Consider the following 26137-nt stretch of genomic DNA (forward strand, 5'->3'; position numbering starts at 1 on the left):
ATGTCCGGGCCGCTGGTGCGCTCCTCCTACCGCGCCGGCCGGCTCTGGGCCACCGCGATGCGCAAGAAGGGCTGGGAAATCCCCGCCGAACTCGCGCACATCGAAAGCTCCGGCAGCACCCGCCAGGAAGCCAGCTCCCTGCTCGCCGCCCATTCCTGAACCCAACTGCAACACCCTTCCAGCCAAGGGCCGGCGCCGGAGTCATCTGGTGCCGGCCCTTGGCCGTGAATCACGTAGAATTAAGGCACTATGGCGAATTCCCCTGATCCCAGCAGCTCCAGCCCGGCTTCCGATGCTCCGAAGCGCGGTCTTTTCTCCCGTAAGCCCAAGGAAGCAAAGGCCAAGAAGCCGAGCCGGCTGAAGCAGATCGGCGAAGTCTTCCAGATGACGCGCCGCCACGACCCCATGGTTCCGTGGCTCATGTTGCTTGCGTTCCTGGGCGTTGTCGCCGTCAGCCTCCTGGTCGGCTTCCTGCTGGAAAACTGGGTCACCGGCCTGATCATCGGCATCGCGCTGGGCGCCCTTGCGGCCACGCTGATCCTGTCCCGCCGCGCCGAACGCGCTGCATTTGCGCAGATCGAGAACCAGCCGGGCGCTTCAGGTGCCGCACTGGGCACGCTCAAGCGCGGCTGGATCACCGAGGACCAGCCCGTCGCCGTGAACCCCCGCACGCAGGACGCCGTCTTCCGCGCCATCGGCCGTCCCGGCGTCGTTCTCGTCAGCGAAGGCCCCAGCGCCCGGGTCAAGCCGCTGGTTGACGCCGAGCGCAAACGTCTTGCACGCATCCTCCCCAACGTCACCATCCACGTGATCGAGAGCGGCCGCGGCGAAGGCCAGGTGCCGCTCAGCCAGGTCGCCCGCAAGATGAACAAGCTCAAGGGCGAACTGACCAAGACCGAGGTCAGCGCGGTGTCCAAGCGAATTTCCTCGCTCGGCGGCCGCCTGCCCATCCCGAAGGGCATCGATCCCTACAAGGCCCGCCCGACCCGCGGTCGCTAGGCCCCGCCGGCAGCATCCACGCATTTCAGAACCACCCGTACTACAGAATCGCCCCGGTTCACGGCCGCTCCAGGCCGCCAGCCGGGGCGTTTCCATTACCGCCCCAGATCAACTCCGTGAGCGCTGAAGACCGACCCGACTGACGCCAGGAACCAGGAGAAACGCATGACATTTCCACCGACCGCAACCATCATTCGCATTTTCCGGGGGCTGGCCATTGCCGAAGCGTTCAGCTGGGCCGCGCTGCTGGTGGGCATGGTGCTCAAATGGGTCACCCGGACGACGGAACTCGGCGTGGAGATTGCCGGCCCGATCCACGGCGCGTTCTTCATCGGTTACGCAGCCGCGGCACTGAGCCTGTGGGCGAAGCTTCGCTGGCCGTTCCGGGTTGCCCTGCTCTCCGGCCTGTCCGCCGTTTTTCCCTTTGCAACCATCTGGTTTGAACGCTGGGCCGGGCGCCGGGGCCACCTCAATGCCGCCGGCGAACCCGCACGGGCACAGGAATTTGCAGGGGCACAGGAAAAAGAAGTGACGCGCGACGACGACGACCTATCCGCCCGGGTCTGATACTTATTGCTACCGACGGGCGCTGATTGGTACTGACCGGCGCTGATTGCTACCGACCGACGCTAGTTAGTACAGGCCGGGCCCGACCCAACGGGTCTGGCCGGCGCGCACCGGCAAGGACCGACGTCGCGCATCCGGCGGGAAGGTCCTACATGCGGACGAGTACGGTATCCATGGCCTTGTCGTGGAGGCCGCGCTGGTCTGGATCGAAGATGACGGCCGGGATCACGAGGCATAGCAGCACTGTGCGCACCAGGGCGGCGAGGGGGCCCGCCGGACCGCCGCCGAGCCGGACCACGTGGATACCCACGATTCTGTGGCCGATGCTGTAGCCGAGGGTGCCGATCAGCAGGATCTGCTCGATGGCAAACACGGCAAGGGTGGCCCAGGAATCGCCGGCGAAGGCGAAATTGCTGATCAGCAGCGCGATGGCCCAGTCAATGCAGATCGCCAGGATGCGCCGGCCGGCACGGGCAATCGATCCGGGGCCGGCCTCGGGAAATCCCAGCCGCTCCCCCGGGTACCTGGATATGCCGGATGTGTCCGGCCCGGTGAGCCATGAACCGATGTCTTTGCGATCAACCACGGTTCAATCTTATCGGCTCTGGCCCGTCCACAGTGTGGGCGGTAGTGTGTCACACTGTGGACCATGTAGGTCACAGTGTGGACCGGCGACTAGCGTTTACTTGTCAGGGCATTCTGTAACCTCCCCGAAACAATACGGACACTGCGGGGAAATCCCACGTCCTTAGGGTGGTAACAGTTGCTAGCGACTGCGAAGCGGGGAAGCTTTTTTGCCTTCTCCGCTGTTGGACTGCGCTGGACCAATGTGCCTGACGGCCAGATTTTTCATATGCGTAAGGAGCATAGATGTTCAAGACTGCGGACGAAGTCCTCAAGTTCATCAAGGACGAAGACATCAAATTCGTCGATATCCGCTTCACCGATCTTCCTGGCGTTCAGCAGCACTTCAACGTGCCGGCCAAGAGTGTTGACGCCGACTTCTTCGTCAACGGCCAGCTCTTCGACGGATCTTCGATCCGCGGCTTCCAGGGCATCGCCGAGTCTGACATGCAGCTCATCCCGGACGTGACCACGGCATTCATCGACACGTTCCGCATGGAGAAGACCCTTGCGCTGAACTTCTCGATCGTGAACCCGCGCACCGGCGACCCGTACCACCGCGACCCCCGCGGCGTGGCCGAGAAGGCCGAAGCCTACCTCGCCTCCACCGGCATTGCGGACACCGCGTTCTTCGCCCCCGAGGCTGAGTTCTTCGTCTTCGACAACGTCCAGTACCAGTCCTCCCCGCAGGGCAGCTTCTACAAGATCGACTCTGAGGAAGCCCACTGGAACACCGGCCGCGAGGAAGAGGGCGGAAACCTCGGCTACAAGACCCCCGTCAAGGGCGGTTACTTCCCGGTCTCCCCCACCGACAAGCAGGCCGACCTGCGCGACGCCATGTGTGTTGCACTGGACGAGGCCGGCCTTGAGGTCGAGCGCAGCCACCACGAAGTCGGCTCCGCCGGCCAGGCTGAAATCAACTACAAGTTCACCACCCTGACCCACGCGGCTGATGACCTGCAGAAGTTCAAGTACGTCATCAAGAACACCGCCGATGCCTGGGGCAAGTCGGTCACCTTCATGCCGAAGCCGGTCTTCGGTGACAACGGCTCGGGCATGCACTGCCACCAGTCGCTGTGGACCGGTGGCGAGCCGCTGTTCTACGACGAGAAGGGCTACGCCGGCCTGTCCGACACCGCCCGCTGGTACATCGGTGGCCTGCTGAAGCACTCCTCCGCCGTCCTGGCCTTCACCAACCCGACGGTGAACTCCTACCGCCGCCTGGTCAAGGGTTTCGAAGCCCCGGTCAACATGGTCTACTCGCAGGGCAACCGCTCCGCCGGTATCCGTATCCCGATCACGGGCTCCAACCCGAAGGCCAAGCGCATCGAGTTCCGCGCGCCGGACCCCTCCTCCAACCCGTACCTGGCGTTCGCCGCCCAGCTGATGGCCGGCATTGACGGCATCCGCAACCGGATCGAACCCCCGGCTCCGATCGACAAGGACCTCTACGAGCTCCCGGCCGAAGAAGCCAAGGACATCCCCAAGGCCCCGGGCACCCTCGAGGAGGCCCTGGAGGCATTGGCCGAGGACAACGAGTTCCTGCAAGCCGGCGGCGTCTTCACCCAGGACCTGATCGACACCTGGATCGAGTACAAGTACGAGAACGAGATCCGTCCGCTCTCGCTGCGCCCGAACCCGTACGAGTTCGAGCTTTACTACGGCGTCTAGTTAGATCACTGGCTAAACCAGATTTAGTCCACAGAGAGCCCGCACGGGCTGCCAGAGCTTCGGCGATGGCGGCCTGTGCGGGCTCTCTTTTCGTCATCAGGGCCAACCAGTACCGCTGGCCCACGGACGCCAAACTAACCTCTGTTCAGAATGCCCGGTACATGATGCGCTGCGGGCCGGCGTCGCCGCCTTCGTAGCGGCCGCGGTCCTCGAAACCGGCCTTGCGGTAGGCGGCCAGCCCGCCGGGGTTCAGTTCGTTGACGGAGAGGACGACGCCGGACTGGCCAGTGCCCAGGCCCGCCGTCAGTTTGGCAGCCTCCCGCACTGCGGCGTCCGCGGCGCTGGTGCCGAGGCCCTTGCCCTGCTGCCGGCGGTCGATCAGGAAGCCACGCAGGAGCCACGCCGAGTCGTCGTCGGGCCAGCCCGCAAGCGTCGCCGCTCCGGCCTGGAGCGTCAGCACGCCGACGGCGGTGCCGTTCTGATCCACGGCGAATGGATACCGGGACTCCTCTTCGAGCGCGATCAGCATCATCCGCAGCGGCTCGCCGACGAACTTTTGCTGCCCCTCGCCGAGTTCCAGCAGAGCGATCTCCCCCAGTTTGATGTCCCGGGCGTCGTTGTCGAAGTTCTTCAGAGGCAGCAGCCAAACATGTCCGGACATGTAGCCAGCGTACCCGCGCGGACGGTGCCTGCAGCGCCTCCCGTCAACGGGACAGGGCTAGAGCGCAGCCTCCTTGGGCGGCCCCGCAGGATCCATCCAGAACACTTCCCAGAGGTGGCCGTCGGGGTCCTGGAAGCTGTGGGTGTACATGAAGCCGTAGTCCTGGGCTTCTTCCGAGGCCGTGCCCCCGGAGGTGAGGGCGGTTCGGATGACCTCGTCCACGGCTTCCCGGCTCTCCAGCGAGAAGGACATGATGGCCTCGGCGGTGTCAGCCGTAGCGGCAACTGACTTCGAGGTGAACGTCTTGAAGTAGGACTCGACGAGCAGCATCACGTAGGCGCCGTCGTTGACGATCATGCACGTGGCGTTTTCATCGGTGAAGGCGGGGTTGAAGGTGAATCCCAGCGCTGTGAAGAATTCAACAGTCGTATCGAGATTCCGGACGGGAAGATTAACAAACAGTTGCCTGGCCATCCGCCCAAGGTAGCATCGCCCGGCAGCACGTGTCTGTAGGGCCGGTGCCAGTAATCCGTGGGCCGCCGGCGGGGCGCTAGTTGCCGTAGAAGACGCGCTCGAAAACTGCCCGGGCGCGCCGGCTCAGCCGCAGGTAGTCCTCTTCCAGCTCCGCGGCGTTGCCCTGGCCGTAGCCGCACCAGCGCGCAACGGCCTCAAGGTCGCGACGGGAGGAGGGCAGCAGGTCCGAGGTCCGGCCGGTCCAGATGACGTTGGCCGAACGGATCCGGCTCGCCAGCCGCCACGCCCGGAGGAGGATGACGGTGTCCCCCGCGTCCATCAGGTCCAGGGCCGCGGCCGCCTCGAGGGCCTCCACGGTGGATGTGGTCCGCAGCTCAGGGTGCTCGCCGGCGTGCTGAAGCTGGAGCAGCTGCGCCAGCCATTCGACGTCGCTCAGCCCGCCCCGGCCAAGCTTCAGGTGCCGGGCGGGATCGGCCCCGCGCGGGAGGCGCTCCGCCTCGACCCTGGCTTTGACCCTCCGGACCTCCCGCGCGTCCTGGTCGGACAACGACTCCGGGTACCGGATCGTATCGATCAGCGCCACAAAATCCTCTGCCAGCTCATCGTCGCCGGCCATGGGGCGCGCCCGCAGCAGCGCCTGGGCCTCCCAGACGAGGGACCACCGGCGGTAGTACTCGGCATAGGATTCCAGGGACCGCACCATGGGCCCGCTCTTGCCCTCGGGGCGCAGGTCCGCGTCCACCGCCAGCACCCGTTCGGCCAGGATCGCCGGTTTGAGCGGCTGGGTCAGCAGGCTTGAGAGCTTGCCTACGATCTGCAGGGCCTGTGCCTGCGCCTCCTCGTCCGGCACGCCCGGGAGTCCGCGGTGGACGTACATGACGTCGGCGTCCGAGCCATAGCCGATCTCCCGGCCGCCCTGGCGCCCCATCGCCACCACCAACAGGTGCGTCTTCAGCGGTTCCTCGGCGGTGACGATCGTCTCCGCCACGCGCAGCGCGCCCAGGACTGCTGCCCGGTCGGTATCGGCGAGGGCCACACCCACCTGGCCCTGGTCGAGCAGCCCTTCACTGTCCGCAATGGCGATCCGGAGGATTTCCCGGCGCCGGATCAGCCGGATCAGCCGCATTGCGCTCTCGGGGTCCGAGTGCCGGGACATCTTCGAGGTGATCTCCAGCCACTGGGATTCGAAGCTGAGCGGCACCAGGTCCTTGTCCGTGCCGAGCCACGCCACTGACTCCGGCGAAACCTCCAGCAGGTCCGCGATCAGCCGGGAGTTGGCGAGCACATGGCAGAGCCGCTCGGCCGCGGCCGTCGAATCCCGGAGCATGCCCAGGTACCAGTGCGTGGTGCCGAGGGCCTCGCTGACGCGCCGGAAGGCGAGCAGCCCGGCGTCGGGGTCCACGCCGTCGGCGAGCCAGTCCAGCAGGATCGGCAGGAGCTGGCGCTGGAGGGCCGCGCGCCGGCTGACGCCGGCGGTGAGGGCCTCAATGTGCCGCATGGCGCCGCGGGGATCGAGGTAGCCGAGGGCGGCGAGACGGCCTTGGGCGGCCTCCGGCGTAAGCCGCGCCTCCTCGCTGCTCAAAGTGGCGACGGAATTGAGCAGCGGGCGGTAGAAAATGCGCTCGTGGAGTTCCCGGACCGAGCGCTTGGTCTTCCGCCAGGCGGCCACGAGGGCGTCCGGCTTGGGCCGCTCGGCGGAGAACGGCCCAAGGACGGCCTTGGCGAGGGAGCGCAGCGACGCTTCGTTCACCGGCATGAGGTGGGTGCGCCGCAGCTGGAACAGCTGGATCCGGTGTTCGAGCAGGCGCAGGTAGCGGTAGTCGCGGTCGAATTCCGCGGCGTCCGAACGGCCGATGTACCCGCCCGCGGACAGCGCGGCGATGGCCGAGGTGGTGTCCCGGCAGCGCAGTGATTCATCGGACTTGCCGTGCACGAGCTGCAGCAGCTGGACGGTGAACTCGACGTCGCGCAGTCCCCCGCGGCCCAGCTTGATCTGCCGCTGTTCCTCATCGGAGGGAATGTGCTCGGTGACCCGCCGGCGCATGGCGCGGACGGATTCGACAAAACCTTCCCGGCCGGCCGAGGACCAGATCAACGGCGACACGGCTGCTTCGTAGCGCGCCCCCAGGGCGGCGTCGCCGGCGATGGTCCGGGCCTTCAGGAGGGCCTGGAATTCCCAGCTCTCGGCCCAGCGGGCGTAATAGTTTTCGTGCGAGGCCAGGGTCCGGACCAGCGGCCCGGACTTTCCCTCGGGCCGGAGGTTCGCGTCCACTTCCCACAGCCCCGGTTCGCGGCTCGTGGACATGATCGCCCGCGAGATCCCGGAGGCCAGGACGGTGCCGATCGTAATGGCCTGGGCGTCCTCCAGTGTCCCGGCATCGATCACGTAGATGACGTCGACGTCGGAAATGTAGTTCAGTTCGCGGGCTCCGCATTTGCCCATGCCGATCACGGCGAGGCCGACGTCGGACACTTCCGCGGCGTCGAACTTCTCCGCGGCCTCGGCCCGGGACACGGCGAGGGCCGCCTCAAGCGCGGCGCCGGCGAGGTCGGCCAGTTCGGCACCGGCGGCCGGCATGAAGTCCAGCGGATCGGCGGCGCACAGGTCCTTGATGGCGAGTTCCACCAGTCCGCGACGGTAGGCGGTCCGCAGGGCCGCATAGGCCTCCTGGCCGCTTAGGCCCGCCACCGGCCGGGCGGACTTGGGATCGGCCCGCACCGACTGGAGCAGCCGGGACCGCAGGTCTCCGGCATTCGCGGCCATCGGTTCCGGACTGGCCCTGACATCGAACGCGTCGAGGTGCTCCGGGTGGCGGATCAGGAACTCCCCCAGCGCCTCGGAGGCACCCAGGACCCGGTACAGCGCTTCGCTGCTTTCCAAATCGGCGACGGCGAGCTTGCGCAGCTCCGGGTGCTTCTCGATCAGCCGGACCAAGGACTGCAGCGCCGTGTCCGGGTTGGCCGCCAGCTGCAGCCCGGCAAAGAGGGCATCCTGGTCGAGACCCTCCAGTTCCCGGGCAGCCAGGAACCGCTCGCCCTTGTCGAGATCACTGAAGCCGGCGGCAATGAGGCGCCGTGCCAGGCTCACTGGGGCAGCCTACAGAATGCCGAGGTTGCGCTGCAGCTCGTAGGGCGTCACCTGGAGGCGGTAGTCCTGCCATTCGGCACGCTTGTTGCGCAGGAAGTGCTCGAACACCTGCTCGCCGAGGATCTGCGGCATGAGTTCGGAATCCTCCATGGTCCGGATGGCGTCGTGCAGGCTCGCCGGCAGCGGGTCGTGGCCCATGGCGCGGCGTTCCGCGGAGCTCAGCGACCATATGTCGTCCTCGGCCGCCGCGGGGAGCTGGTAGCCCTCTTCGATGCCCTTGAGACCGGCACCGAGGAGCACGGCGTAGGCCAGGTAGGGGTTGGCGGCGGAGTCGATGCCACGGTACTCGATCCGTGCGGACTGGCCCTTGCCGGGCTTGTACAGCGGGACGCGGACCAGCGCGGAGCGGTTGTTGTGGCCCCAGCTCAGGTAGCTCGGCGCCTCTCCCCCGCCCCAGAGCCGCTTGTAGGAGTTCACGAACTGGTTGGTGACTGCTGTGAATTCGGGTGCGTGCTTGAGGATGCCGGCGATGAACTGACGCGCCGTCTCGGACAGCTGGAACTCTGCACCGGCCTCGTAGAAGGCGTTGGTGTCACCTTCGAAGAGCGAGAAGTGCGTGTGCATGCCGGATCCGGGGTGGGCCGTGAAGGGCTTGGGCATGAAGGTGGCGTAGGTGCCCTGCTGCAGCGCGACTTCCTTGATGACCGTCCGGAAGGTCATGATGTTGTCCGCGGTCTGCAGGGCGTCCGCGTAGCGCAGGTCGATCTCGTTCTGGCCCGGGCCGGCCTCGTGGTGGCTGAATTCCACCGAGATGCCCACGGATTCGAGCATGGTCACGGCGGTGCGGCGGAAGTCCTGGGCCACGCCGCCAGGAACGTGGTCAAAGTAGCCGCCCTCGTCCACGGGGACCGGCGACCCGTCCGGGCCCGGCTGCTGGGACTTGAGCAGGTAGAACTCGATCTCGGGGTGGGTGTAGCAGGTGAAGCCCATGTCCGCGGCTTTGGCCAGGGTCCGCTTGAGGACGTTGCGCGGGTCGGCTGCGGACGGTTCGCCGTCGGGCGTCAGGATGTCGCAGAACATCCGCGAGGTCGCCTCTGTCTCGCCGCGCCACGGCAGGATCTGGAACGTGGCCGGATCCGGCTGGGCGAGCATGTCGGATTCAAAGACGCGGGCCAGGCCTTCGATCGATGACCCGTCGAATCCGAGCCCTTCCTCGAATGCGCCTTCCACTTCGGCCGGGGCCAGGGCCACGGACTTGAGCGATCCCACGACGTCGGTGAACCAAAGGCGCACAAACCGCACATCGCGCTCTTCGATCGTCCGCAGGACAAACTCTTGCTGGCGGTCCATTCTGGCCTCTTTCCGGTTCTTCCATCCGCCCCAGGCCCGGCCTTTCATGGGCCCCGCGGTTGCTCACGATTCACTTTACTAATCATTGCCACCGATTGCTGAAGCCGGACCCCCGCGTAACACACCGTTAACACAAAGGCGGAGGTTTTCGCGGCGCGGGGCGGCGTTGGCCATCGGCGCGGGGCGCCCGAGTGACGTGATTCACTGGCCCGGGCCAGTTCCCCGGGTGGCTGCAACGCCACGTATCGCACTACGCTCGTGGCATGGCCACAAGCAACAGCTCTGATTCCAGCACGCCCGCAGAACTTGCGGCCCCCTACGGCACCGGCCCGGCGGCCTCGGTGGCTAGAGCCGGCGGAACCGGCGGCGGCGCCGCTGGTATTGCCCCTGGTGGTGGCGGTGGTAGTGCCGCTGGCGGGACAGCCGATGCGTCCCGGAAGCCGGCGGCCAGGATCCGCACGCATCATCTGCACCAGGCCAAGGTCAACGGTGAGCGCTTCGCCATGCTGACCGCCTATGACCAGTACACCGCCGAGATTTTTGACCAGGCCGGCATCGAGGTGCTGCTGGTGGGTGATTCGGCGTCCAACAACGTTTTCGGCAACGAGACCAGCCTTCCCGTGACGGTTGACGAGCTCCTTCCTCTGTGCCGGGCCGTCGCCCGTTCCGCGCGGCGGGCCCTGGTGGTGGCGGACCTGCCCTTCGGCAGCTACGAGGTCTCCGCCCAGCAGGCGGTGGCCACCGGCGTCCGGTTCCTCAAGGAGGGCCTGGCACACGCGGTCAAGATCGAAGGCGGGAAGTTCTACGCCGAGACGGTCCGCGCCATGGTCCAGGCCGGCATTCCCGTCATGGCGCATATCGGTTTCACCCCGCAGAGCGAGCACGCCCTCGGCGGCTACCGGGTCCAGGGCCGCGGCGATGACGCCGAGCGGCTGATCGAGGACGCCGTCGCGCTGGCCGAAGCCGGCGCGTTCTGCGTACTGATGGAAATGGTCCCGGCCGCGACGGCGGCGGCCGTGGATGCCGCCGTCGAGGTCCCCACCGTCGGCATCGGCGCCGGCAACGCCACCACCGGGCAGGTCCTGGTGTGGCAGGACATGGCGGGCCTGCGGGGTGGAAAGATGGCGAAATTCGTCAAGCAGTACGCTGACCTGCGGACCTCACTCAGTGACGCCGCCACGGCCTACGGCGAGGACGTCCGTTCCGGCCAGTTCCCCGGCCCGGAGCACTCCTTCTAAGCCTTCTCGGAGCCCTCTTTCCAAGCCACCCGAGTGCCCAGAAGGCATTCGCTCCTGATGTCCACAGCGTGACCTGCGGCGATACCTCATCCTTCTCGGAGGATGCGTTGCGCCGGGAGTCCGGGCACGCTGACATCAAAGGCCCGCAACAGGACCTGGGCAGTTGTTCCGCCGACCCAAATTCGTGCATGAAGCGATGGGCCAGACACCGGCGGACACTTAGAGAGGAGTAGCGATGGACACGGGTAACTTCTGGAACGTCATCCTGTGGAGTTTCTGGTTCTTCATCTGGATCGCCGCGCTGATGGTGTGGTTCCGCTGCTTGATTGACATGTTCGGCGACCACACGCTGAGCGGCTGGGCCAAGGCCGGCTGGGTAATACTGCTCGTCTTCGTGCCGTGGCTCGGCGCACTTATCTACCTGATTGCCCGGGGCCGCAGCATGACGGAACGCTCGATGAAGGCCGTTGCCGAGCAGCAGGCCGCCCAGCAGCAGTACATCCAGCAGGTCGCAGGCAAGTCGGCCAGTCCGGCCGCCCAGATCGCCGATGCCAAGGCTCTGCTTGATTCCGGAGCCATCAACCAGACCGAGTTTGATTCCCTCAAGACAAAGGCCCTGGCCTGACACGGACGCCTGACGTAGAACACCAGACGCCGACATCTGACACAGTCAACGGGCCTACGCCCCGCCCTCGCGGCCACCGCCCTGGGCGGGGCAAGGGAAGCCATGAGACTCACCTGGCTGGGTCACTCCACAGTGGTCCTGGACATCGACGGGGCACGGATCCTGACCGATCCGTTGCTTCGTCCTCATGCGGGACTGCTGCGACGCCTGGCACCGCGGCCGGCCCCGACGGCGTGGAGCCGGCCGGACGTTGTACTCCTCTCCCACTTGCACCACGACCACGCGGAGTTGCGCTCCCTGCGCATGCTGCACGGATCGACGCTGATGAGCGCTCCGGCGAACGTCGACTGGTTGAGGCGCCGGCTGCTGCTGCGCGCAGTTGCCCTGGGCGACGACTGGACCCCCGTAGACACCGGAGCCCAGGCCGGGGTCCAGATACGCCAGGTGCCGGCCGAGCACCGTAGCCGCCCCATGCCACACCGCCCCAACGACGCCAACGGACAGCTGGTCCGGGGACCGTCGGGCACCGTGTGGATCGCCGGCGACACGGGACTGTATCCGGAGATGGCCTCGATCCCCGTCATGGCTGGCGGGCCCATCGATGTGGCCCTGGTGCCCGTCTGGGGGTGGGGACCCAGGCTTTCGGCGGGACACCTGACTCCGGAGAGCGCGGCCCGGGCTGTGGCGATGAGCGGCGCCCGATTCGCCGTGCCGGTGCATTGGGGAACGCTGCACCCGCCTATGGTCACACTCTTCGCCCGGACCTGGCTCGAACAGCCCGGGCGCCGCTTTGCCGACGCCGTGGCGGAGCAGGCTCCGGGCTGCACCGCGGTGGTCCTCGCACCCGGCGAATCGTGGGTGCTGCCGCCCTGAGCCGGCCTCCGGCAGCTACCGGAACAGCACTGGATCCACCGGAGCAGGACCGGACCGCCGGCGGGGGCGAACCGGCGGTCGATCATCCGCGGAACGCCGTCGCGGTGCGCTGGCCACTGGCCTCGAGCATCCCCACGAGCACCCTGTGCAGCGCATCGGCACCTTCGATCCGCTCGGGCAGGCCGGCCATGAGATCGGCCGGGCCGAGCAGCACGGCGCGGTCCTGCCACCCGCCCAGGCCGCCGTGGGATCCGACCAGGCCTTCGAACGCGGCGACGTCGTCGGTCACCGGGTCAACGGTGCTGTTGACGTAGAGATCCGGCGCCTCGGGGTGCATCAGCGCGCGGCGGAGCACCCGTGCCGCGTGGGACCCGAAGGTGGCCAGCGGGTCGGTGCCCTCCACGGCAGCGCTTGCGATGTTGATGCGCCCCGCGCTCCCGATTGCCCACTCTTGGCCGTCTTCATCGATGCCGGCGACGAACCCTACGCCGGGATGGCCTGCCAGTCCGGGAATCAGCGCCGGCCACTCCCGTTCGAGGTCTTGGAGGGTCCAGCGCCGGTCACCGCGCACGTAGACCAGGCCCAGGTTGCCCGAGCCCAGCACCACCACCGGGTCCTCCTCGGTGCCGCCCGGGGGCGGAGTCTGCGGGGGCGAAGTCTGCTGGGGTGAAGTCTGCTGTGCCGGCTTGGGCTGGGCCGGAGTCTGCTGGGCCGGAGTCTGGCGGGAAGGCGTCTGCTGTGCCCTGGTCAGCATCTCGTCGGCACGGGCGGCGAGCTTCCCGGTCATCCCGCCAGCCGCGATGTCCCCGGCGAGGGAGTCCGCGCGCCCGAGCCCTTCGACGGACGCGTCCACGTTTTGAACGTGTTCATGAATGAGTTCCTCACACAGATCGCCAAGCGACTGGCCGTATCGGTCAGCGAACGGGGTGCCCTGGGACTGGCCATGGTCCGAGAGCATCACCAGCCGATAGCGGCGGGGAGCGGCCGCGGCCAGCAGGGCCAGGGATCCCAGCGTGCGGTCCAGGCCATCGAGTGCGGCGAGCGACTCGGGCCGGAACACACCCGCGTGGTGGGCGATCTCGTCATAGTCCACGTAGTCCACATAAATGCACTTCGTGCCGCGGCGCAGTTCCTCTGCCACCAGGGCTGTGTTCAGGTCCCGCAGGAGGGCGTTCGTGACCGCCCGCAGGAGGGCAAAGGTCCAGTCCCGGTGCACACGCGGGTCCAGGTTGCGTTTGACTTGCCGTCGGGCCTGCCAACGCTCCTTGAGGATCTCCCCGACGGTCCGTGTGAAGCTGCGCATGAATCCGTTCGGCGAAGCGAAGAACCAGGCGAAGGCGCGGCGGGTTTGGGTGGAGCCGCGGCCGACTTCCACCCGGCTCATGGTCAGCAACGATCGGGGCGCGTCTCCGGTGAACAGGTTTGAAATGGAAACGCCGTCGTCGCAGAGCAGGCCTAGGCCGGTGGTGTGCCTTTCCTCTATCACCCGGGCGTCTGCCGGACGGTTGGCCACTAGGACCCGGCCGAGCTCACGGTCGTACCACCGGAACGCAGGGATCCCATCGACGGTGCCGTGCAGAATGCCAAACTGGCTGGCCGGCGTCGTGCACGGCAGCTGGGGCGTCCATTCGCGGATCTTGTAATCGCCCGATGTCAGCCAGCGCCGGATGTGCGGTACGGCCCCGGACTGGACTGCCCACTGCAGCACCGGGAAGGGGACGCCGTCGAGCTGGACGAACAGGACGCCGTCAACCTCCGGATCACTCACCGTTTCCGGTCGCCGCGCCCGTCCGGCCAACGAGGTAATCAGGCCGTCATCAGTGCCGGCGGTAGTGGCCCACGAAATGAGCGTGCCCACAATGGCGCTGACCCAGGTTGCCGCAATGGCGGTCCATACTGTCGACTCGATGCCGGGCACCAGGCGGATCGCGACGTACATGATCAGGGCCTGGCCGATCAGGGCCGTAAGAATCACTCCCGTCCAGCCCACCCTGGCCGAGATCTCCACCAGTGCGGGGCGCAGGACCAGACCGGCGACCCCGGCCGCCGCTGCCACCGCGGCGTAGGCCCACCAGCTCGTTGCCGAGAACCCCGGGAGCAGCGCGCCGGTAATAATGAGGGCAACAGTCGAGGCAGCCCAGGCGACGGCCAGCCTCGCCAGGTCGGTGACTCGGACGCCGCGGGTGCGGATAACGCTCGTCGGCATTTTCCCAGTATGGCCGGAGGTCACCGGCCGGCACTCACCCTCACCGGGTGAGAATCACGGCCCGAGAAGTATCAGGGCCCGGCGGGACAAGTAGAACGGGACAAGTAGAACGGGTCAAACGGAACGGGTTAGGCGGAACGGGTTAGTCGTCCTCGTCCTTGTCCCACGCCTCATTGCGCGCCTTGACCTTTTCCAGGGCGTGCTCGGCTTCTTCACGGGTCTTGTACGGTCCGATCAACTGACTCCAGTCGGACATCGCGTCTTCCTCGATCTCGTGAGTGTTGACGTTGTACCAGTATTCGGGCATCGGTGCTCCTTCGCTGATTTCCGCTGATTCAGGCTGTTTTTGCAGCTGTTCTTACGGCTGTTTTGCTGGCCGTCTTTCCGGCTCAGTTTTCCGGCTCTGTTTTCCGGCTCTGTTTTCCGGGCTGTATTTACGGGCTTCGCCCGCCTGCTTATATGATCAATCTATGCCTTCTCTAGCCTCAACTGCACCCATCGGCACGCTTGTCCCGGGCACAGTGAGCCCGCAGCTTGCTGTGCCGCCGTCCATCGCGCGGCCGGAATATGTGGGCAAGCCCGGTCCGGCGAAGTTCACGGGATCAGAGGTCAAGTCGGCAGAGACCATCGAGAAGATCCGGATCGCCGCCAAGATCGCGGCCCAGGCCATCGTGGAAGTCGGCAAGCACATCGAGCCCGGTGTCACCACGGACCACCTGGACCGGGTAGGCCACGAATTCCTGCTGGACCACAACGCGTACCCGTCCACCCTGGGCTACCGGGGCTTTCCGAAGTCGCTGTGCTCCTCACTCAATGAGGTCATCTGCCACGGGATCCCGGACAGCACCGTGGTCCAGGACGGCGACATCCTCAACATCGACATCACGGCCTTCGTCGGCGGCGTGCATGGCGACACCAACTACACGTTCCTGGTCGGCGACGTCGATGAGGAATCCCGCCTCCTCGTCGAGCGCACCAAGGAATCACTGAACCGCGCCATCCGGGCCGTAGCGCCGGGACGCGAGATCAACGTGATCGGCCGGGCCATCGAGTCCTACGCAAAGCGATTCGGCTACGGCGTGGTCCGCGACTTTACCGGACACGGAGTGGGCGAAGCCTTCCACACCGGGCTGATCATTCCGCACTATGACGCCGCGCCGGCATACAACACAGTCATGGAAACCGGTATGGTGTTCACGATCGAGCCGATGCTGACCCTGGGCACCGTTGACTGGGACATGTGGGCCGATGACTGGACGGTCGTGACCCGCGACCACAAGCGCACAGCCCAGTTCGAGCACACCCTGCTCGTCACGGAGTCCGGCGCCGAGGTCCTCACGCTGCCCTGACTCGCGCAACACCCGGTATTTCACTGCATCACCCTGCTCTTCACCCGCCGGCCTTGTCCGGCTCCTACCGCCCGCCCCTGCCACGAACGGAATGACATTGGCCAAGAAGGACGAGAAGTCGAAGAAGAACGCCCATCTGATCGGCATTGACATCGGCGGCACCGGTATCAAGGGCGGAATCGTGGACCTGAAGAAGGGCAAGCTGATCGGCGACCGCGTGCGCATCCCCACGCCGCAGCCCTCCACCCCCGAATCCGTGGCCGAAGTCGTGGCGCAGGTCGCTGCCGAGCTCTCCGCCCGTCCCGACGCCCCCGACTCCGACACCCCCGTGGGCGTCACCTTCCCGGGCATCATCCAGCACGGCGTGGTCCACTCGGCCGCCAATGTGGACAAGTCGTGGCTGGAGGCCGACATCGACGGCATGCTCACGGCACGCCTCGGCCGTCCCGTGGAGGTCATCAACGACGCCGACGCCGCCGGCCTCGCCGAGGCCCGCTTCGGTGCCGGCGAAGGAGTCGATGGCACCGTCCTGGTGATCACCTTGGGCACCGGCATCGGTTCGGCCTTCATCTTCGACGGCAAGCTGGTTCCCAACGCCGAACTCGGCCACCTGGAGATCGACGGTTTCGACGCCGAGACCAAGGCCTCGGCCGTGGCCCGTGAGCGCGACGGCCTCAGCTGGGAACAGTACAGCGTGCTGCTGCAACGCTACTTCTCCCACGTCGAATTCCTGTTCTCCCCCGAGCTCTTCATCGTGGGCGGCGGCATCTCCAAGCGTGCCGACGAGTACCTGCCGCACATGAAGCTGCGCACTCCGATCGTTCCGGCCGAACTGAAGAACGACGCCGGGATCGTGGGCGCGGCCGTCGAGATCGCGCTGAAGCACAAGCTGGCCAAGTAGCCCCATGACCGGGCGAGGCTCTGGGGTCGTTATCGTCACCGGCGCCAGCCGCGGCATCGGGGCGGCGATCGCCCTGCGTGCCGCGGCAGCCGGCTACGCCGTCGTAGTCAATTACTCCAACGACGCCGCCGGTGCCGCTGAGGTGGTACATGCCATCACCGGGAGCGGGGGAACTGCGCAGGCAGTGCGCGCCGATGTCAGCGATCCGGCCGCGGTGTCCGGACTGTTCGACGCCGCCATGGGCCTGGGCCCGCTGGCCGCCGTCGTGAACAACGCAGGAATCACCGGGAACCTGATCGGCCCCTTGGCGGACGTGCCGGAGGACACCGTCCGCCGTGTCCTCGACGTCAACGTCGCGGGCCTGATCTTTGTCTGCCAGGAGGCGGTACGCAGGTTGGGCCGCGACCACGGCGGCAACGGCGGCTCCATCATCAACATTTCCTCCACGGCGACAAAAGCCGGTTCGCCCGGAACGTGGGCGCACTACGCGGCGTCCAAGGGCGCCGTCGACGTCCTCACCGTGGGGCTGGCGGCTGAAGTCGCGGCGCAGGGTATCCGGGTTAACGCCGTGGCTCCGGGGAGCACAAACACCGGACTGCACGCCGCCGCCGGCATGCCGGACCGGGTGGAGCGGCTCAATCCTACGATCCCGATGGGCCGCGGCGCGGAGCCCGACGAGATTGCAGCAGCAGTCCTGTGGCTTCTGTCCGGGGAGGCCTCCTACATCACCGGAGCGGTGCTCCCGGTCGCTGGCGGCCGCTAGATCCAACGACCCGCCGCGAGCCAGGCGGGGTGGAGCCGGTGGTGGCCGCGGCTTCCCCTCCGCTGCCACCACCGGAGTCTGTGGTGGTGCCCTTTGACCCAGTTAACCCGGAACAGTCCCCGGGACTTAAGAACACAAATCTTACGACGGCGCCTGAAGCGGACTCTTGTCCGGGTTCTTGCCGTCCCGGCCCTTGGTCTCCGCCTCATGGCGAAGCAGGGATATCGCCGCTTCGAAGTCTTCCAGCGATTCGAAGGCCTGGTAGACGCTGGCGAAGCGCAGGTAGGCGACCTCGTCGAGGCGCTGCAACGGCTCCAGGATCGCCAGGCCTACTTCGTGGGCTTCGATTTCGGCCGCGCCGGAGCCCCGGATCGTCTCCTCGACTTCCTGAGCCAACAGGGCGAGATCGTCCTCAGTAACGGGGCGGCCCTGGCAGGCCTTGCGGACGCCGTTGATAACCTTGCTGCGGCTGAACGGCTCGCCGACGCCCGAACGCTTGATGACGGTCAGGCTGGTGGTTTCCACCGTGGTGAAGCGGCGCCCGCATTCGGGGCACTGGCGACGGCGGCGAATGGCCGAGCCGTCGTCGGCTATCCGGCTGTCCACGACGCGCGAATCAGGGTTCCGGCAGAACGGGCAATACATCTCGTTTCCTCCCCTGTCGCAATCCTCGAGCAGCCGCAATCCGTGAAAGGCGGTAATCCTTAGAAGGCGCCAATCCTTAAAAAGGCACCAATCTTTAAAAAGCGCGGTTTCGGTGCCGCTCTGTGAACCCAGTTTACGACTAGATGTAGCTGAATAACAAGCCTGTAATTACTACATGTAGTGGTTGGGGGCCGGCTACCGGGCGGCGAACCGCACCGTGACGGCCTCGCCGTGCGCGGGCAGATCCTCCGCGCCGGAGAGGCTGACGATGTGGCCGCTGACCTGCTCCAGCGCGGAGCGGCTGTAGTTGATGACCTGGATGGCCCGCAGGAACGTGGTCACGTTCAGTCCGGAGGAGAAAGCGGCCGTGCCGCTGGTCGGCAGCACGTGGTTGGACCCGGCGCAGTAGTCGCCCAGGCTCACGGGGCTGTAGTCCCCCACGAAGATCGCACCGGCGCTGCGGATCCGGGCTGCCACCCCGGCGGCATCGGCGGTCATGATTTCAAGGTGTTCCGCGGCGTAGGCGTCGCAGGCGGCGATGCCCTGCTCCAGGTCCTCGACCAGCACCACGCCGGACTGCGGGCCGGACAGGGCCTCCCGGACGCGGCTGGAGTGCTTCGTGGCTGCGGCCTGCCGCTCCAGCTCCACCCGGACCTCGGCGGCCAGGGCCTCGGAGTCGGTGAACAGAACCGACGCCGCCTTGGGGTCGTGCTCGGCCTGGCTGATGAGGTCCGCGGCCACGAGGGCGGGGCTGGCGGTGGAGTCGGCGAGGATGGCGATCTCGGTGGTGCCGGCCTCGGAGTCGATCCCGACGACGCCCTTGACCAGCCGCTTGGCGGTGGCCACGAAGATGTTGCCCGGACCCGTGACGACATCCACGGGGTCGATCCCGGGGAGGTTGCCGGACGCATCGGCCGGGATGCCGTACGCGAAGGCCGCGATGGCCTGCGCCCCGCCGATCGCGTAGACCTCCTCGATGCCCAGGAGGCAGGCCGCCGCCAGGATGGTGGGGTGCGGGAGGCCGCCGAAGTTCTTCTGCGGCGGTGACGCCAGTGCAATCGATTCGACGCCGGCGGCCAGGGCGGGGACCACGTTCATGATGACCGAGGACGGGTAGACGGCCAGGCCGCCGGGGACGTAGAGCCCGACGCGCGCCACCGGCACCCAGTTTTGGCTGACGACGGCGCCCTCGCCGAGTTCGACGTCGATGTTCGCCGGGCGCTGCGCGTCCGCGAAGCTGCGGGCCCGGCGGATGGATTCCTCGAGGGCGGCGCGCACGGCGGGATCCAGGCCCTCAAGGGCCGCACGCAGCGCCTCGGCCGGGACGCGGGGGTGCGTCTGTTCGACGCCGTCGAAGGCCAGTGCCAGCTCCCGGAGGGCGCCGATGCCCCGCGCGCGGACGGCAGAGATGATGTCCAGGACCTTGCCCTCGGCGTCGGCCATGGTGCCCGACTGTGCCCGGGGCACGGCAGCGCGGAGTCCAGCGAGGGACAGGTGCTGGCCGCGCACGTCCACCGTGCGGAAGTTGAGGGCGGCGGTCATCTGGGCGGGGCTGTCTGGAGTTAGGCTCACCCGATCATTTTACGTGCCCCGCCGCACCGGCCCGAAGCTGTGACGCGGCCCGAAGCTGTGACGCGGCCCCGCCGCGGGAAGCCGACACTGTGCCGCGGGGAGCCGCGGGTCAGCGGCGGGCTTTGCCGCCGGAGCCCGGGAAGAGGCTGTTCAGGAAGATGGCCAGCGCGATCGCCGCCGGCCAGATGGCGAGGACGGCATACGAGCGCAGTGAGAAGGCAACGCTTGCGCTGGCCGAGGTGTCCGCCGGCGCTCCCCACAAGTGGGCGCTGAGCACGCCGGTTCCCCAGGCGATGAGCGAGCCGGCAACGCCGGCGAGGACCACCAGGATCACGGTGCCGGGGCCGGGCTGGTAGTGCTTGGAACCGGCGACGAACGAGCCGGCGACGCATCCGGCGAGCAGGCACAGTCCCGCCAGCACCAGGTCCCTGGGCAGCCAGGTTGCGGTGTTGGTGCCGGCCGCGAGGTCCGGGTTTCCGGTCAGCAGGTTCAACCCCGACGGCGCCAGGAGCCACCAGAGCAGGCCCACGGGGACGCCGGCGGCCGCGATGATCGCGGCCTTCCGCAAGGGCCGCCGGCCGGGTCCGGGCTGCTGTCCCGGATACGCGGGCAGCACCGGCTGCGCGGGCTCCCCGTCGTGGTGGACGGGGCCGTCTACTGCGGGCTGTGTCATGCAACAAACGGTAACAAGAAATTCCGCCGGCGCATGACGCCTCCCGGCAGCACATGACGGCAGAAGTAAAGAAAATGTCCTACTGGATCACCGGCGCAATACGCTGGAAGAGTAGGAACCATGACACGCACGTGCAGCAGGGAGTTGGATCGCAGTGGCCACAGATGAAGGAATTTTCGAAGGAACGTTCAAGGAAATGTTCCGCCGTCACGCTGCGGGCGTGGCCATCATCACGGCCAACTTCAACGACGTCCCGTTCGGATTCACGGCAACCTCTGTCGCCTCGCTGTCCGCCAAGCCGCCGCGCTTCACGTTCAACATGGCCAGGACCTCCAGTTCCTGGCCGGCCGTGGCGAACACGACCTACATTGGCGTCCACATGCTCGGGCTGGACAACCAGGAACTCGCCGACCGCTTCGCTCGGGCCGGCAACCGGTTCGACGGCGACCACTGGGAACACGGACCCCATGACGTGCCTGTGCTCAAGGGTGTCGCCGGCTGGCTGATCGGCAAAGTCCAGATGCGGCTCTCGTTCGAGAACAATGCCGTCGTGGTGGTTGAGGTAGTGGAGGGCCAGGTGGGCGAGGACGGCGCTCCCCTGCTCTATCACTCCGGGGCGTACGGCCAGCCTGTTCCGCTCGACTACGAAATCTGAGCGCCGGGCTCCAGGGGCCGCCGCCGCGCTGGTTCCCCGCCCGGATTAATTGTCCAGGCAGGTCGGGCCGAGCAGCACCTTCAGGTCGCCGAACAGTGACGGGCTCGGATTGACCCGCAGATGCACCGGCAGGCCCATCACCTCTACCCGGGTGTCGCCCTGCAGGTGCAGCCTGACCTCGGAATTGCCGCGGTGGGTGCGCAGGACGTCGCCGAGCTCGGTCACGACGGCCTCGGTGGCCTTGTGCGTGGCCATGGTGATGACCACGGGCCCGTTCTGGCTGTCACTGAGGTCCGGGACGGACAGTTCCATGCAGTTCAAGGTGACGGCTCCGTCGTCGCGCCGTTGCAGGCGGCCCTTGACCACCACGATCAGGTCCTCCGCCAGCACCGAGGCGATGGGGCCGTAGACCTGGCCAAAGAACATGACCTCCATGGAACCGGCGAGGTCCTCGATTTCGGCGCGGGCGTAGGCGTTGCCGCTGGCTTTGGCGATCCTTCGGCTGAGTGAGGTGATCATGCCCGCGATGGTCACGATCGAGCCGTCCGGCGGGCCGTCTTCGGCGATGATGGAGGTGATCGACCGGTCGGCGTGCTGGCTCAGGAGCCCTTCCAGCCCTTGCAGCGGGTGGTCGGAGACGTAGAGGCCGAGCATGTCGCGCTCGAACGCCAGTTTGTCCTTCTTCTCCCATTCCGGCAGGTCCGGGATTTCCGTGCTGAGCGACGCCTCGGGCTCCTGGTCCTCGAAGCCGGCGAAGAGGTCGAACTGGCCGATCGCCTCGTTGCGCTTGAGGGTGATGACGGAGTCGATCGCTTCTTCATGGATCATGGCCAGGGCACGGCGGGGATGGCCGAGCGAGTCGAAGGCGCCGGCCTTGATCAGGGATTCGATGGTGCGCTTGTTGCAGACCACCGCGGGGACCTTCATGAGGTAGTCCTTGAAGGACGTGTAGGCGCCTTCCTTTTCGCGCGCCGCCACCATGGCTTCGACGGCGTTCACGCCGACGTTGCGGATGGCGCCCATGCCGAAGCGGATGTCGGTGCCAACCGGGGTGAAGTTCAGCGCTGACTCATTGACGTCCGGCGGCAGCACCGTGATGCCCATGCGCCGGCATTCGTTGAGGTAGATCGCGGACTTGTCCTTGTCGTCGCCGACGCTGGTCAGCAGGGCCGCCATGTACTCCGGGGCGTAGTGCGCCTTCAGGTAGGCGGTCCAGTAGGAGATCACGCCGTACGCGGCCGAGTGCGCCTTGTTGAAGGCGTAGTCGGAGAACGGCAGCAGGATGTCCCAGAGGGTCTTGACCGCGGCCATGGAGTAGCCGTTGTCCTGCATGCCTTGGGAGAAGCCGGCGAACTGCTTGTCCAGCTCGGACTTCTTCTTCTTGCCCATGGCGCGGCGCAGGATGTCGGCCTGGCCCAGGGTATAGCCGGCGAGCTTCTGCGCCACGGCCATGACCTGCTCCTGGTACACGATCAGCCCGTACGTGCCGCCGAGGATTTCGGAGAGCGGTTCCTCGAGCTCCGGGTGGATCGGGATGACCTCTTGGATCTTGTTCTTGCGCAGCGCGTAGTCGGTGTGGGCGTTGGCGCCCATGGGCCCGGGCCGGTAGAGGGCCAGCACGGCGGAGATGTCTTCGAAGTTGTCAGGCTTCATCAGCTTGAGCAGGGAGCGCATGGGCCCGCCGTCGAGCTGGAAAACGCCCAGCGTGTCTCCGCGGGCCAACAGCTCGTAGGACGCCGTGTCGTCCAGCTCGAGGGTTTCGAGGTCCAGGTCGACGCCGCGGTTCATTTTGATGTTTTCCAGGGCATCGGAAATGATCGTCAGGTTTCGCAGCCCGAGGAAGTCCATCTTGATCAGGCCAAGGCCTTCGGACGTCGGATAGTCGAACTGGGTGATGACCTGGCCGTCCTGGAAGCGGCGCATGATCGGAATCACGTCGATGATGGGATCCGAGGACATGATGACGCCGGCGGCGTGCACGCCCCATTGCCGCTTCAGGCCTTCGATGCCCAGTGCCGTTTCGAAGACCTTGGCAGCCTCCGGGTCCGTGCTGATCAGCTGGCGGAAGTCACCGGCCTCGCCGTAGCGCTTGGACTGGGGGTTCTGGATGTCCGCGAGCGGAATGTCCTTTGCCATCACGGCCGGCGGCAGTGCCTTGGTCAACGTCTCGCCCATGCTGAACGGGTAACCCAGCACGCGTGAGGAGTCCTTGAGGGCCTGCTTGGTCTTGATGGTGCCGTAGGTGACGATCATGGCCACGCGCTCGTCGCCGTATTTACGCGTGACGTAGTCGATCACTTCGGAGCGGCGCCGGTCATCGAAGTCGACGTCGAAGTCAGGCATGGAGACGCGGTCCGGGTTGAGGAAGCGCTCAAAGATCAGGCCGTGGTGCAGCGGGTCGAGGTCGGTGATGCGCATGGCGTACGCCACCATGGAGCCTGCACCGGAGCCGCGTCCGGGACCGACCCGGATGCCGTTGTTCTTGGCCCAGTTGATGAAGTCGGCCACCACCAGGAAGTAGCCCGGGAAGCCCATGGAGGTGATGACTTCCAGCTCATAGTCGGCCTGCTTGCGGACCTTGTCCGGGATGCCCTTGGGATAGCGGTACTGGAGTCCCTTGTCCACTTCCTTGACCAGCCAGGAGGTTTCGTCCTCCCCCTCCGGGCAGGGGAACCGGGGCATGTAGTTGGCGCCGGTGTTGAACGAGACGTTGCAGCGCTCGGCGATCAGCAGCGTGTTGTCGCACGCCTCCGGGTGGTCGCGGAAGAGCTCGCGCATTTCCTGCGGTGACTTGAGGTAGTAGCCGCTGCCGGAGAAGGCAAAGCGCGAGCCGCCGTTGTCGTAGGTCGGCTCCAGGAGGGTGGAACCGGACTGGATGGCCAGCAGGGCCTCGTGCGCCTTCGCGTCGTGCTCGTGCGTGTAGTGCAGGTCGTTGGTGGCCACCAGGGGCAGGTTCAGGTCCTTGGCCAGGCGCAGGAGGTCGCCGGTGACGCGCCGCTCGATGTCCAGGCCGTGGTCCATGAGCTCGCAGAAGTAGTTCTCCGCGCCGAAGATGTCGCGGAACTCGGCCGCGGCCTCGACCGCTTCGCGGTACTGGCCGAGCCGCAGCCGGGTCTGGACCTCACCGGAGGGGCAGCCGGTGGTGGCGATGAGCCCTTCCGAGTAGGTGTTCAGCAGCTCCCGGTCCAGCCGGGGCCATTTGCCGAAGACCGAGTCCAGCGAGGCGATCGAGGAGGCCCGGAACAGGTTCCGCATGCCCACGTTGTTGTAGCTGAGCAGCGTCATGTGCGTGTAGGAGCCACCGCCGGAGATGTCATCCTTGCGCTGGTGCTCCTCGCCCCACCGCACGCGGGTCTTGTCCGTGCGGGCCGTCCCGGGAGTCACGTAGGCTTCGACGCCGATGATGGGCCTGATGCCCTGGTCGGTGGCCCGCTTCCAGAAGTCGAAGGCGCCGAACAGGTAACCGTGGTCCGTGGTGGCCAGGGCCGGCATGCCGAGCCGCTCGGTCTCGTCGAACAGCTCACCGAGCCGGGCGGCACCGTCCAGCATCGAGTACTCGGTGTGGTTGTGGAGATGGACAAACGAGTCGTTGCTGGAAGTCACCGCACCATTCTAGTGCCGAGCCGCGACGGCGACGTGCAAGGGCTCAGGCGTTCCCTGATTCCAGGACCTCGAGCGCATACTTCAGGTCCTGTGGGTACTCGCTCGTGACGGTCACCCGCTCCCCCGTCCGCGGGTGGTCGAAGGCCAGTTCCCGGGCGTGCAGCCACTGCCGGGTCAGTCCCAGGGTGGCGGCGAGCCGCGGGTCCGCGCCGTAGGTCAGGTCACCGGCACAGGGGTGCCGGAGGGCGGAAAAGTGCACGCGGATCTGGTGGGTGCGGCCGGTTTCGAGGTGCACCTCAACCAGGGAGGCCTTCCCGAAGGCTTCCAGGACCTCGTAGTGCGTCACCGAATCCCGGCCGTCTTCGATCACGGCGAACCGCCAGTCGTGGCCCGGGTGGCGGCCGATGGGCGCGTCGATGGTGCCCGCCAGCGGATCGGGAAGGCCCTGGACGACGGCGTGGTAGACCTTGTCCACGGTGCGTTCCTTGAAGGCCCGCTTCAGCACGGTGTAGGCGTTTTCGGTCTTCGCGACCACCATGACGCCGGAGGTTCCGACATCGAGCCGGTGGACGATGCCGGCGCGCTCAGGGGCGCCCGACGTCGAAATCCGGTAACCGAGACCGGCGAGGCCGCCGACCACGGTGGGGCCCACCCAGCCGGGTGAGGGATGGGCTGCCACGCCGACCGGTTTGTCGATGACGACAAATTCGTCATCGTCCAGCAGGATCAACAGGTCGTCCACTACTTCCTCCACGATTTCCAGGGGGTCCCTGCGGTCCGGCACAACGACGTCGAGCACGGTGCCGGGGGCGAGCTTGAGCGACTTGCCCACCGGCTTGGCATTGCTGGTGACGTTGCCCTCGGCGATCAGGGTGGCTGCCTGGGAGCGGGAGATGTCCATCAGCCTGGCCAGGCCCGCGTCCACGCGGGCGCCCGCCAGGTCTTCCGGGACGGTGAAGCGCCGGGGCCCGGCAGGTGCGGCGCCGGGCTCCCCGGGGAGATCTGCAGGTTCAGACATCTTTGGCCACCGTATCCTTCGTGTGGCGCGAGCCGTCCAGGGAGATTCCGCGGAGCGTGAGCAGGCAGATGATCACGACGGCGGAGACCACCGCCGAGTCGGCGATGTTGAAGATCGCGAAGTTCGGAAGCTGGATGAAGTCCACCACGTGGCCCATCGCGAAGGCAGGCTCGCGGAAGAGACGGTCCGTCAGGTTGCCGAGTGCGCCGCCTAGGAGGAGCCCGAGCGCCAGCGCCCACCAGAGCGAGCCAAGCTTGCGCAGCTGCAGCAGGATCGCGACGGACACAGCCGCCATGATGATCGTGAACACCCACGTGACGTTCTCGCCGATCGAGAACGCGGCACCGGAGTTGCGGATGTAGAACCAGTGCAGCAGCGGCGGAAAGACGGGGATCCGTTCACCCTCGGTCATGGTGCTCGTGACCCAGAGCTTGGTCAGCTGGTCGAACACGTAGGCGAACACGGCGAAGCCGGCGAACAGGACAAACAGCTTTGCCCGGCGCGGCCGGGTGTGCACAGGCTGTGCCGCCTCGACGGGCAGCATGGGCTCTGGTGATGGTGCGTCAGTCATAGGGCTTTCGT

General features: G+C 66.8%; 23 protein-coding genes and 1 pseudogene. 11 read left to right on the forward strand and 13 right to left on the reverse strand.

The genetic code is table 11. The features are described from left to right. The 3 genes and pseudogenes from AC1DDO_RS18410 to AC1DDO_RS18420 form a co-directional block, all read left to right on the forward strand. Nucleotides 1–159 (forward strand): annotated as a pseudogene (locus AC1DDO_RS18410) (lipoyl synthase); the annotation flags it as partial. Nucleotides 160–249: 90 nt separating this feature from the next. Further along, on the forward strand, nt 250–999 hold the full coding sequence (locus tag AC1DDO_RS18415) for a DUF4191 domain-containing protein (protein ID WP_476868045.1): 750 nt from the start codon (nt 250–252) through the stop codon (nt 997–999). Between the two features lie 165 nt (nt 1000–1164). Next, nucleotides 1165–1566, forward strand: coding sequence for a DUF3817 domain-containing protein (locus tag AC1DDO_RS18420; RefSeq protein WP_476868044.1), 402 nt, complete (start codon nt 1165–1167; stop codon nt 1564–1566). Nucleotides 1567–1714: 148 nt separating this feature from the next. Here the strand turns inward: AC1DDO_RS18420 and AC1DDO_RS18425 are convergent, their stop codons facing one another. Continuing rightward, a complete protein-coding gene (locus AC1DDO_RS18425; RefSeq protein WP_441410347.1) occupies nt 1715–2152 on the reverse strand; it encodes an RDD family protein in 438 nt (145 codons plus the stop codon). Nucleotides 2153–2436: 284 nt separating this feature from the next. On the opposite strand from AC1DDO_RS18425, the gene glnA (AC1DDO_RS18430) reads away from it, so the two are divergent. Then, complete coding sequence (glnA, locus tag AC1DDO_RS18430; RefSeq protein WP_223985745.1) at nt 2437–3861, forward strand: type I glutamate--ammonia ligase; 1425 nt, start codon at nt 2437–2439, stop codon at nt 3859–3861. A gap of 145 nt (nt 3862–4006) precedes the next feature. Here the strand turns inward: glnA (AC1DDO_RS18430) and AC1DDO_RS18435 are convergent, their stop codons facing one another. The 4 genes from AC1DDO_RS18435 to glnA (AC1DDO_RS18450) all read right to left on the reverse strand — a co-directional run bounded on the left by AC1DDO_RS18435 (nt 4007) and on the right by glnA (AC1DDO_RS18450) (nt 9434). Continuing rightward, on the reverse strand, nt 4007–4522 hold the full coding sequence (locus AC1DDO_RS18435; RefSeq protein WP_476868043.1) for a GNAT family N-acetyltransferase: 516 nt from the start codon (nt 4520–4522) through the stop codon (nt 4007–4009). Nucleotides 4523–4579: 57 nt separating this feature from the next. After that, complete coding sequence (locus AC1DDO_RS18440; protein ID WP_476868042.1) at nt 4580–4996, reverse strand: VOC family protein; 417 nt, start codon at nt 4994–4996, stop codon at nt 4580–4582. Nucleotides 4997–5072: 76 nt separating this feature from the next. Continuing rightward, a complete protein-coding gene (locus AC1DDO_RS18445) occupies nt 5073–8084 on the reverse strand; it encodes a bifunctional [glutamine synthetase] adenylyltransferase/[glutamine synthetase]-adenylyl-L-tyrosine phosphorylase (protein ID WP_476972473.1) in 3012 nt (1003 codons plus the stop codon). A gap of 9 nt (nt 8085–8093) precedes the next feature. After that, nucleotides 8094–9434, reverse strand: a complete 1341-nt coding sequence (glnA, locus tag AC1DDO_RS18450; RefSeq protein ID WP_120954845.1) for a type I glutamate--ammonia ligase — start codon at nt 9432–9434, stop codon at nt 8094–8096. 263 nt (nt 9435–9697) lie between these two features. Between glnA (AC1DDO_RS18450) and panB the strand changes: the two genes are divergently transcribed. The 3 genes from panB to AC1DDO_RS18465 all read left to right on the forward strand — a co-directional run bounded on the left by panB (nt 9698) and on the right by AC1DDO_RS18465 (nt 12170). Continuing rightward, nucleotides 9698–10672: a 3-methyl-2-oxobutanoate hydroxymethyltransferase gene (panB, locus tag AC1DDO_RS18455; RefSeq protein ID WP_476868040.1), complete on the forward strand. Its 975-nt coding sequence runs from the start codon at nt 9698–9700 to the stop codon at nt 10670–10672. 235 nt (nt 10673–10907) lie between these two features. Continuing rightward, on the forward strand, nt 10908–11297 hold the full coding sequence (locus AC1DDO_RS18460; RefSeq protein ID WP_441410353.1) for an SHOCT domain-containing protein: 390 nt from the start codon (nt 10908–10910) through the stop codon (nt 11295–11297). A 102-nt stretch (nt 11298–11399) separates the two neighbouring features. After that, nucleotides 11400–12170 (forward strand): MBL fold metallo-hydrolase, encoded by a 771-nt coding sequence (locus AC1DDO_RS18465; RefSeq protein WP_476972474.1) that lies wholly within the window; start codon nt 11400–11402, stop codon nt 12168–12170. 82 nt (nt 12171–12252) lie between these two features. Here the strand turns inward: AC1DDO_RS18465 and AC1DDO_RS18470 are convergent, their stop codons facing one another. Both AC1DDO_RS18470 and AC1DDO_RS18475 read right to left on the reverse strand, forming a co-directional pair. Beyond that, entirely contained in the window at nt 12253–14376 is a 2124-nt protein-coding gene (locus AC1DDO_RS18470) for a phage holin family protein (RefSeq protein WP_476868038.1), read from the reverse strand. 142 nt (nt 14377–14518) lie between these two features. After that, on the reverse strand, nt 14519–14683 hold the full coding sequence (locus AC1DDO_RS18475; protein WP_018772367.1) for an SPOR domain-containing protein: 165 nt from the start codon (nt 14681–14683) through the stop codon (nt 14519–14521). A gap of 163 nt (nt 14684–14846) precedes the next feature. Between AC1DDO_RS18475 and map the strand changes: the two genes are divergently transcribed. The 3 genes from map to AC1DDO_RS18490 all read left to right on the forward strand — a co-directional run bounded on the left by map (nt 14847) and on the right by AC1DDO_RS18490 (nt 17389). Next, on the forward strand, nt 14847–15725 hold the full coding sequence (gene map / locus AC1DDO_RS18480; RefSeq protein WP_476868037.1) for a type I methionyl aminopeptidase: 879 nt from the start codon (nt 14847–14849) through the stop codon (nt 15723–15725). Nucleotides 15726–15822: 97 nt separating this feature from the next. Then, nucleotides 15823–16626, forward strand: coding sequence for a polyphosphate--glucose phosphotransferase (gene ppgK / locus AC1DDO_RS18485; protein ID WP_476868053.1), 804 nt, complete (start codon nt 15823–15825; stop codon nt 16624–16626). A 4-nt stretch (nt 16627–16630) separates the two neighbouring features. Beyond that, a complete protein-coding gene (locus tag AC1DDO_RS18490) occupies nt 16631–17389 on the forward strand; it encodes an SDR family oxidoreductase (protein WP_476868036.1) in 759 nt (252 codons plus the stop codon). 141 nt (nt 17390–17530) lie between these two features. Here AC1DDO_RS18490 and nrdR read toward each other — a convergent pair whose 3' ends face one another. The 3 genes from nrdR to AC1DDO_RS18505 form a co-directional block, all read right to left on the reverse strand. Continuing rightward, nucleotides 17531–18034 carry a transcriptional regulator NrdR gene (nrdR, locus tag AC1DDO_RS18495; protein WP_476868035.1) on the reverse strand — a complete coding sequence of 168 codons (504 nt, stop codon included), beginning with the start codon at nt 18032–18034 and terminating at the stop codon, nt 17531–17533. Nucleotides 18035–18229: 195 nt separating this feature from the next. Beyond that, complete coding sequence (gene hisD, locus AC1DDO_RS18500) at nt 18230–19576, reverse strand: histidinol dehydrogenase (RefSeq protein ID WP_476868052.1); 1347 nt, start codon at nt 19574–19576, stop codon at nt 18230–18232. Between the two features lie 139 nt (nt 19577–19715). Beyond that, nucleotides 19716–20279, reverse strand: coding sequence for a hypothetical protein (locus AC1DDO_RS18505; RefSeq protein WP_476868034.1), 564 nt, complete (start codon nt 20277–20279; stop codon nt 19716–19718). 196 nt (nt 20280–20475) lie between these two features. Between AC1DDO_RS18505 and AC1DDO_RS18510 the strand changes: the two genes are divergently transcribed. Continuing rightward, nucleotides 20476–20934, forward strand: a complete 459-nt coding sequence (locus AC1DDO_RS18510) for a flavin reductase family protein (RefSeq protein WP_441410424.1) — start codon at nt 20476–20478, stop codon at nt 20932–20934. Between the two features lie 45 nt (nt 20935–20979). Here AC1DDO_RS18510 and dnaE read toward each other — a convergent pair whose 3' ends face one another. Genes dnaE through lspA form a run of 3 tightly spaced genes read right to left on the reverse strand, consistent with a single transcriptional unit; the run spans nt 20980 to nt 26126 of the window. Continuing rightward, nucleotides 20980–24537 carry a DNA polymerase III subunit alpha gene (dnaE, locus tag AC1DDO_RS18515; RefSeq protein WP_476868033.1) on the reverse strand — a complete coding sequence of 1186 codons (3558 nt, stop codon included), beginning with the start codon at nt 24535–24537 and terminating at the stop codon, nt 20980–20982. 43 nt (nt 24538–24580) lie between these two features. Beyond that, entirely contained in the window at nt 24581–25555 is a 975-nt protein-coding gene (locus AC1DDO_RS18520; RefSeq protein WP_476868032.1) for an RluA family pseudouridine synthase, read from the reverse strand. Beyond that, the gene (lspA, locus tag AC1DDO_RS18525; RefSeq protein WP_476868031.1) at nt 25548–26126 is read right to left on the reverse strand and encodes a signal peptidase II; all 579 of its coding nucleotides are present in this window, start codon (nt 26124–26126) and stop codon (nt 25548–25550) included. Before lspA ends, AC1DDO_RS18520 begins: the two co-directional genes overlap by 8 nt. Nucleotides 26127–26137 lie beyond the last annotated feature (11 nt).

Source organism: Arthrobacter sp. 10N43, from assembly GCF_056394525.1.

Coding starts and splice junctions, on each gene's coding strand:
- AC1DDO_RS18465 (WP_476972474.1), top strand. CDS start 11,400: ATGAGACTCACCTGGCTGGGTCACTCCACAGTGGTCCTGGACATCGAC.
- glnA (WP_120954845.1), bottom strand. CDS start 9,434: ATGGACCGCCAGCAAGAGTTTGTCCTGCGGACGATCGAAGAGCGCGAT.
- AC1DDO_RS18440 (WP_476868042.1), bottom strand. CDS start 4,996: ATGGCCAGGCAACTGTTTGTTAATCTTCCCGTCCGGAATCTCGATACG.
- AC1DDO_RS18505 (WP_476868034.1), bottom strand. CDS start 20,279: ATGACACAGCCCGCAGTAGACGGCCCCGTCCACCACGACGGGGAGCCC.
- lspA (WP_476868031.1), bottom strand. CDS start 26,126: ATGACTGACGCACCATCACCAGAGCCCATGCTGCCCGTCGAGGCGGCA.
- glnA (WP_223985745.1), top strand. CDS start 2,437: ATGTTCAAGACTGCGGACGAAGTCCTCAAGTTCATCAAGGACGAAGAC.
- AC1DDO_RS18520 (WP_476868032.1), bottom strand. CDS start 25,555: ATGTCTGAACCTGCAGATCTCCCCGGGGAGCCCGGCGCCGCACCTGCC.
- nrdR (WP_476868035.1), bottom strand. CDS start 18,034: ATGTATTGCCCGTTCTGCCGGAACCCTGATTCGCGCGTCGTGGACAGC.
- hisD (WP_476868052.1), bottom strand. CDS start 19,576: ATGACCGCCGCCCTCAACTTCCGCACGGTGGACGTGCGCGGCCAGCAC.
- AC1DDO_RS18470 (WP_476868038.1), bottom strand. CDS start 14,376: ATGCCGACGAGCGTTATCCGCACCCGCGGCGTCCGAGTCACCGACCTG.
- AC1DDO_RS18510 (WP_441410424.1), top strand. CDS start 20,476: ATGTTCCGCCGTCACGCTGCGGGCGTGGCCATCATCACGGCCAACTTC.
- AC1DDO_RS18420 (WP_476868044.1), top strand. CDS start 1,165: ATGACATTTCCACCGACCGCAACCATCATTCGCATTTTCCGGGGGCTG.
- AC1DDO_RS18475 (WP_018772367.1), bottom strand. CDS start 14,683: ATGCCCGAATACTGGTACAACGTCAACACTCACGAGATCGAGGAAGAC.
- AC1DDO_RS18460 (WP_441410353.1), top strand. CDS start 10,908: ATGGACACGGGTAACTTCTGGAACGTCATCCTGTGGAGTTTCTGGTTC.
- map (WP_476868037.1), top strand. CDS start 14,847: ATGCCTTCTCTAGCCTCAACTGCACCCATCGGCACGCTTGTCCCGGGC.
- AC1DDO_RS18435 (WP_476868043.1), bottom strand. CDS start 4,522: ATGTCCGGACATGTTTGGCTGCTGCCTCTGAAGAACTTCGACAACGAC.
- AC1DDO_RS18415 (WP_476868045.1), top strand. CDS start 250: ATGGCGAATTCCCCTGATCCCAGCAGCTCCAGCCCGGCTTCCGATGCT.
- panB (WP_476868040.1), top strand. CDS start 9,698: ATGGCCACAAGCAACAGCTCTGATTCCAGCACGCCCGCAGAACTTGCG.
- AC1DDO_RS18490 (WP_476868036.1), top strand. CDS start 16,631: ATGACCGGGCGAGGCTCTGGGGTCGTTATCGTCACCGGCGCCAGCCGC.